Origin of the sequence: Nonomuraea sp. NPDC005730, from assembly GCF_040630865.1 — a bacterium.
Taxonomy (GTDB): Bacteria; Actinomycetota; Actinomycetes; order Streptosporangiales; family Streptosporangiaceae; genus Nonomuraea.
Genome location: NZ_JBEXYK010000124.1, coordinates 1 through 6951, shown reverse-complemented (window position 1 = coordinate 6951; position 6951 = coordinate 1). Strand labels below are relative to the sequence as shown.

Here is a 6951-nt window from a genome sequence, read left to right as displayed (position 1 = left end):
GAGCCGGTCGGCCGTGGCGCCGAGCCGCTGCAGCGGCTGGAGCACGGTCAGGCCGATCGTGCCCTTGGCGCCGCCGCGCGCGGCGGTGACCGTGGTCTGGCCGGGCACCAGGGCGTGGAACCTGCCGTTCCTGATGACGCCGTGCACGGCCGGGTTGGCCCGCCAGGACGGCGTGCCGGCCGCGGGGCCGTACGTCTCGTCGTAGCCGGCGGCGGTCAGCCGCCTGGTGAGGCCCGGGAAGACGCGGTCGGGACGGCCGCCCGCGACCGGGCCGACGCCGGGCGCCTTGGCCGGGTCGCTCGCGGTCTCCAGCCAGAAGCCCTTGAGCCTGCCGCTGCCCTCGGGCGCGTACAGCGCCAGGCCGTTGGGCACGTGGCGCTCGCCGCCGTCGGAGGGGCTGTTCTCCACCCGCACCTCGGCCGAGCCGGGCTCGCGCGCCAGCAGGGTGGAGGAGCCGCCGCCGTCGAGGTTGAGCGCGTTGGCCGCGCCCAGGTCCACCATCATGGCGGCCAGCTCGTTGAGCGTGACGCCGCGGCTGTCGGCCTGGCGGCCGTCCACGGTCAGCAGGTACATCTTCCTGCCGTCGGCGGAGAAGCCCACGGCGGTGCGCGGGTGCGCGGCCGGGTCGGTGCTGTTCTGCACGACGCCGTCCTTGACCAGGACGTAGTTGCCGCCGACGGCCGCCTTGACGGCGGAGCCGTCCGAGGCCTTCGGCTGGTACTTCACGTCCACGCGGTCGCCGGCCTTCAGGGCCGACAGGGCGGCGGCGCCGGCGTCCCGGCCGAGCAGGATCGTGGTGCCGGCGGGGATGGGCCCGGTGCCGGCGGCGTCGCGCACCTCGGTGACCACGCCGTCCACCAGCACGACCTCGGCGACCGTGGCGGCGCCCTCGACGGCGCGGGCCCGGTTGTAGGAGCCCCACAGCGGCGTGAACAGGCCGACGCCGCCGTTCTGCACCATCTGGTTGAACTGGGTGAGCGCGATCGGCGCGCCGCCGGAGGGCGTGGCGGTGCCCTCGAAGTACATCTTGAGCACCCGCCCGACGCCGTCGCCGGTGACGGCGACCGCGTTGTCGTGCCCGGCGGCCGGCGACTGGACCAGCGTGCCGTCCTGCACGCCGATGCCCTGGGCGGCGCCGGAGTTGTTGATGTCGAAGAAGTCGCCGTTGACCGCCGCCACCGCGCGGGAGCGGCCGGCGGGGCCGGACAGCGGCTCGGTCCTGGTCACCTCGCCGGAGAAGACGTAGTCGGCCCTGGGCCCGCCCTTGCCGCCGCCGAGGTCGGCGGTCAGCGCGTCGGCGCGCAGCCAGCCCAGCGCGTCGTAGGTGTCGAACGAGGTCAGTGAGAGGCCCGGCGCGACCGGCCGGGTCCTCTTGGCCGTCTCCAGGCGCGGCTGCCCGGCGGTGGCCTGGCTGATCAGCGTGGAGGGCGGCGGGTAGGAGGACGCCTTCAGCGCGTCCTCGGCGGGCGGGGCGGGGTCGGCCTGCGCGGGCGCGCTCAGGGCCACCGGCCCTAACACGAGCGCGGCGGCGGCCAGGAAACGGAGGGTCTGCACGACCGAACTCAATCGTTCGTGGATATAAGTTTCAAGACTTCGGAGTGAACTAAAAGAAAATTTCAGATCTTGTGGCACCCCGGACCACGCCGGACGATGGGACGCGTGGATCGACAGGCGCTCTACCGCGACCCGTACCCGCTCTACGCCCGTGCCCGCGCCGCCACCGGGCTCACCTTCGTCGAGGAGCTGGACGCCTGGCTGGTGGCCCGGCACGACGACGTGCGCGAGGTGTTGTCCAGGCCGGACGACTTCTCCTCCCAGGGCGCCCTGCGACCCGACGTGATCCCGAGCCCGCGGGCCTTCGCCGAGCTGGCCGGGGTGCCGGGCGGCGCGCCCGTGGTGCTGAGCACCGACGGCGAGGCGCACCGGCGCTACCGCAGGCCGCTCACCCGCGGCCTGTCGCCCGCCCGGGTGACCGCCGCCCTGCCGTTCGTCACCGCCACGGCCACCGGCCTGGTCACCGCGTTCGCCAAGGCGGGCGGGGGCGAGTGGATGTCCCGCTACGCCAGGCCGCTGCCCGCCGCCGTGATCGGCCACCTGCTGGGCCTTCCCCCGGCCGACGTGCCCACCGCGATCAGGGGCGGCTTCCGGGCCGAGGACCTGCTGTTCACTCCGATGCCCGAGGACGAGCAGATCGCCGCCGCCCGCGACGTGGCCGCGCTGCGGCGCCTGCTGGCCGCCCACGCCGCCCGTTCAGGCGGGGCCGCCGACCTGACCGGCGAGGTGGTGCGCGGCCTGGCGCCCGGCCCCGGCGAGCCGACGGCCGCCCAGCGCGACGAGATCGCCTCCAACGTCGAGAACGTCATGCTCGCCGGGCACCTCACCACGACCGCGCTGCTCGGCTCGGTCGTGCACCGCCTGCTGCGCGACCGCCGCCAGTGGGAGCTGCTGTGCGCGAGCCCGGCCGAGCTGATCCCGGCCGCGATCGAGGAGGCCGCCCGGTACGAGGCGCCCGTCCAGGGCTTCCGCCGCCGCGTCACCAGGCCGCTCACCCTGGCCGGTACGCCCTTGGGAGAGGGCTCGACGGTCTTCGTCTCCTTCGCCTCGGCCGGCCGCGACGAGGCGGTGCACGAGCGGCCCGACGTCTTCGACATCACCCGGCCGCGCGCCCGTCATCTGGCGTTCGGCCACGGCGTGCACGGCTGCCCCGGCGCGTTCCTGGCCCGCGAGCAGCTCCGGGTGACGCTGGAGCTGCTGGTGGCGGAGCTGCCCGGCCTCCGGCTGGCCCGCCAGGACGTCGTGATGGCCGCCACGCTCATCCACCGCGCGCCCGAGGAGCTCCATCTGACCTGGTGAGCCGGGCCAGGGTCTCCTCGTAGGCCGGGTCGAGCCAGTAGTCGGAGTGCCAGCGCGCCTCGGGCAGCGGCTCGCCCGGCCCCGGCTGGAGCGGGTCCCAGCAGAACCGGTCGACGGTCTGCTCGCCCTCGCCCGCCGGACGCGGCCCGAACGGGTCGACCCGGCGGAAGACCGGCCCCCCGATGGGGTCGCTCAGCCGGTACAGGTTCGTCCAGCGGACGGCGTCGCGCATCGCCGACAGGCCGGGGGTGCCGAAGTAGGCGGGGAAGAAGGCGGCGTACAGGCGGCGCAGCGGCGAGCCGTGGGTGAGCAGCCGGACCCGGGGCCGCAGCTCGGGCCGCACCTGGAGGACGAGCGCGGCGGTGAGCACGCTGCCCTGACTGTGCCCGGACAGCACCACCTCGTCGTCGGCGGTCCTGGTCAGGGTCTTGACCCGGGCGAGCAGCTCGGGGATCACCCGCTCGGTGTAGCAGGGCGGCGCCAGCGGATGGATGGCCCTGGGCCAGAAGGTCGAGACGTCCCACAGGATGCCGACCGTGCGCCGCAGCCGCGTGTCGCTGTACGTACGGCGACCCAGCAGGACCAGGCCCACGACGATCGCCGTCATGGCCCAGCTCCCGATGGAGGCCAGCAGCCCGGCCAGGCCGCCCACCGGGGCGAACAGGTGGAACCGGTAGATCACGGTCACCGCGCCGGAACCGGCCACGCCGATGCCGGTGAGCACGGCCAGCACGAGCCCGGCGCGGTCGGTGAGCGAGGCCAGCGCCCACTTGCCGGCCACGTCCCGGTCGTGGGCGCCGTAGTAGGGGGTCAGCTTCGGGGTGAGCGCGGCGGCGGCCGACCCGCGGACCAGCCACAGCTCGGCGGCCACGGCGACGAACCCGATCACCAGCAGCGGCACGAGCGCGGCCGTCCACCAGACCGGGTCGTCGAGGTAGAGCCTGCGGTCGACCGGTCCGGGCTCGGCGACCGAGGCGGGCACGCCGAAGAACGTGGCCGTCCAGAACAGCAGGCCGAGGGCGAGCACGTTGGCGCTGCCGGCCGCCACCATCAGCGTGAACCAGGCCGCCATGCCGCACATCGCCCGCCGCTCGATCGGGTCGCCGGTCTCGGCCGGCCGGTCCATGCGGGCCAGGACGAACGTCGCCACCAGGATGAACAGCCCGAGCCCGACCGTCAGCGCGAACTGGAACGCTCCAACGCCGATGCCGGGCAGCTGCCGCCCCGGCAGCGCGGGCGACATCCCGGCCAGGGCGGCGGCGATCGTGGCCACGAAGGCCAGCGGCCCGGCCACCCGCAGCGCCCGGCACGCGCCGGTGAGCCACGGCGGGACCGCCTCGCCCGGCGCCAGCCGCCTGGCGATGCCGGGCAGCGCCGCCAGCCCGGCGGCGGCGACCTGGACGGCGGCGTTGGCCGCCGTCAGCGCCAGCCCCCGCGGGTCGCCCACGAACGGCGCCGACACCGCCAGGCCGATCGACCCCAGCGCGAAGGCGACGTGCACGGCCCGCAACCGCCACACGGGCGCGCCGCCGTGCCACAACCGCGGCCGGGCCAGCAACGGCCCGGGACGCGAGCCGCCGTCGGGCGGGAGGCCGGTCTGCTCGTCGCGCTCCCAGGTGCGCCGCGCCAGCCACCACAGCAGCACGACCACCGCGAACGGCGCCAGCGCGGCGACGGCCAGCCGCCGCGACGGCTCGGCGCCCCACAACTCGCTCATCCAGTGGACCCAGGCGGGCGCGCTCTCGCGGGCACAGGCCCGGCCGGCCGCGGTGCACTGCCAGCCGATGAGGTCGACGCTCGCCCGGGTGACCGCGCCCACGAGGGTGCCGGTGAGCAGCAGCGCGAACAGCCGCTGCGCCGCCTCGGCCACGTGCCGCAGGCGGCCGCCGCCCACGGGCCTGGGGAGCATGAAGTAGGACAGGTTGGCCAGGGAGAAGGGCAGCAGGAGCAGCCAGAGGGCGATGGTCCTGCCGCCCGAGGTGAGGCCGCCCCAGGCGTAGGCCTCGCGGTGGCGGATGCCGGGCAGGTCGTCCTGCTCGCCGTCGGGGCGGCCGCCGGGCCACCAGCGGCGATAGAAGCCGGTGGTGGCGTCGCCGGCGATCTGGCGCGGGTGGGGATGGTTGAGGATGCTCGCCGGCGGGGTGCCGGAGACGCCGTGCACACGTAGTTCGGTCATGCCTCCGCAGGTGGGGTCCAGGAATCCGTCCATGAGCCCAGGATCACGCAAAGTCACTGATGACGCAAAGTAATGGCTCGGTCACGATAACGCGAGCCGGTCCTGGAGGCTGTGCGCCGCCCGGCGCGGCGGCCTCGCATGGGCCGCCGCCGGGCGGGCACCATGATCTACGTGACCGCGATCGGCGACGGCGAGGCGCGGGCCCACTGGATCGACAGGGAGACGGTCGTCTGGACGGTGGATCCGTCGCTGACGCACGCGCTGGCCTGCGCCCCGGCCGGCGGCATCACCTGCCACGACGGGCGGCTGACCGGCCATGCCGTGACCGTCCCGCTCACGCCGGGCGCGCTGGACGACGTCCGGCGGCGGGCGTGGCCGCACCTGGCCGGCGGCACCGCGCTCAAGCTGCGCCCCGAGGACGCCGGGCTGGTGAAGGAGGCGCTGCGCGGCCAGGTGGTGGCCGTGGCCCACGACGGGTCGGGCGCGGTGGCCGCGGCGACCGGCGTGCAGATCCCGGGGGTGCTCGACGACGTCTACGCCGGGGCCGTCCGCGCCGGGCTCGGGCCGTCGGGACGGCTGCTGCCCCGGCTGGCCCTCTGGGCGCCCACCGCGCGACGGGTGGAGCTGGCGCTCGGCGGCCGCCGGCACGCGATGCGGCTGGACGAGGAGACCGGCGTGTGGTCGATCCGCGGCCTGCCCACCTGGTACGGCAAGGACTACACCTACCGCGTCACCGTCTACTCCCCCGCCGCGGGCCGCGTCGTCACCAGCGAGGTCACCGACCCCTACAGCCTGGCCACCGCGCCCGACGGGGTGCGCAGCAGGCTGGTGAGCCTGGACGACCCCGCGCTCAAGCCGCCCGGCTGGGACCGCCTGGCCAAGCCCGCCCCGGTCCCGCTGGACCGGGCGGTCATCTACGAGCTGCACGTACGCGACTTCTCCGCCTCCGACGCCACCGTGCCCGAGGAGCTGCGCGGCACGTACGCGGCCTTCCGCCACGACGGCGACGGCATGCGCGAGCTGCGCGCGCTGGCCGCGGACGGGCTCACCCACGTGCACCTGCTGCCGGTGTTCGACCTGGCCACGGTCCCCGAGCGCCGGTCGGACCGGACCGAGCCCGACTGCGACCTCGCCGCCCTGCCGCCCGACTCCGAACGGCAGCAGGAGATCGTGGCGCTCACCGCGGACCGCGACTCCTTCAACTGGGGCTACGACCCGCTGCACTACACCGTCCCCGAGGGCTCGTACGCGACCGACCCGGACGAGCGGATCAGCGAGTTCCGCGCCATGGTCGCCGCGCTGAACGAGGCCGGGCTGCGCGTGGTCATGGACGTGGTCTACAACCACACCCACTCGGCGGACGTGCTGGACCCGATCGTGCCCGGCTACTACCACCGCCTGCTGGAGGACGGCTCCCTGGCCACCTCCACCTGCTGCGCCAACACCGCGCCCGAGCACGCCATGATGGGCCGGCTCGTGGTCGACTCGGTGCGCACCTGGGCCAGGCAGTACAAGGTGGACGGCTTCCGCTTCGACCTCATGGGCCACCACCCGAAGGCCAACATCCTGGCCGTGCGCGCCGCGCTCGACGCGCTCACCCCCGAGCGCGACGGCGTGGACGGCCGCTCGATCATCCTGTACGGCGAGGGCTGGAGCTTCGGGGAGGTGGCCGGCGACGCCAGGTTCGAGCAGGCCACGCAGGCCAACATGGCCGGCACCGGCATCGGCACGTTCGACGACCGGCTGCGGGACGCGGTGCGCGGCGGCGGCCCGTTCGACGCCGACCCGCGTGTGCAGGGCTTCGGCTCCGGCCTGGCCGGCGCGCCCAACGGCGGGGCGGCCCACGGCAGGGGGGCTGCGGACCCACACCGCCTGCGCCCAAGCACCCACCGGGTGTTTCTTGGCCTTGTGGGCGGGCGTCG

The 6951-nt window shown here is 75.3% G+C and carries 3 protein-coding genes and 1 pseudogene; 2 read left to right on the top strand and 2 right to left on the bottom strand.

Annotation, left to right across the window (positions count from 1 at the left end; all coding sequences use genetic code 11):
* Positions 1 to 1554: phosphodiester glycosidase family protein (locus ABZ444_RS51070; RefSeq protein WP_358012596.1), on the bottom strand; the 1554-nt coding region annotated here is incomplete at its 3' end.
* Between the two features lie 105 nt (positions 1555 to 1659).
* On the opposite strand from ABZ444_RS51070, the gene ABZ444_RS51065 reads away from it, so the two are divergent.
* Positions 1660 to 2853: a cytochrome P450 gene (locus ABZ444_RS51065; protein WP_358012594.1), complete on the top strand. Its 1194-nt coding sequence runs from the start codon at positions 1660 to 1662 to the stop codon at positions 2851 to 2853.
* On the opposite strand, the gene ABZ444_RS51060 is transcribed toward ABZ444_RS51065, so the two are convergent.
* A complete protein-coding gene (locus tag ABZ444_RS51060; RefSeq protein ID WP_358012592.1) occupies positions 2813 to 5062 on the bottom strand; it encodes a hypothetical protein in 2250 nt (749 codons plus the stop codon). The two genes, ABZ444_RS51065 and ABZ444_RS51060, sit on opposite strands and share 41 nt — an antisense overlap.
* Positions 5063 to 5200: 138 nt before the next feature.
* Between ABZ444_RS51060 and ABZ444_RS51055 the strand changes: the two are divergent.
* Positions 5201 to 6951 (top strand): annotated as a pseudogene (locus ABZ444_RS51055) (DUF3372 domain-containing protein); the annotation flags it as partial.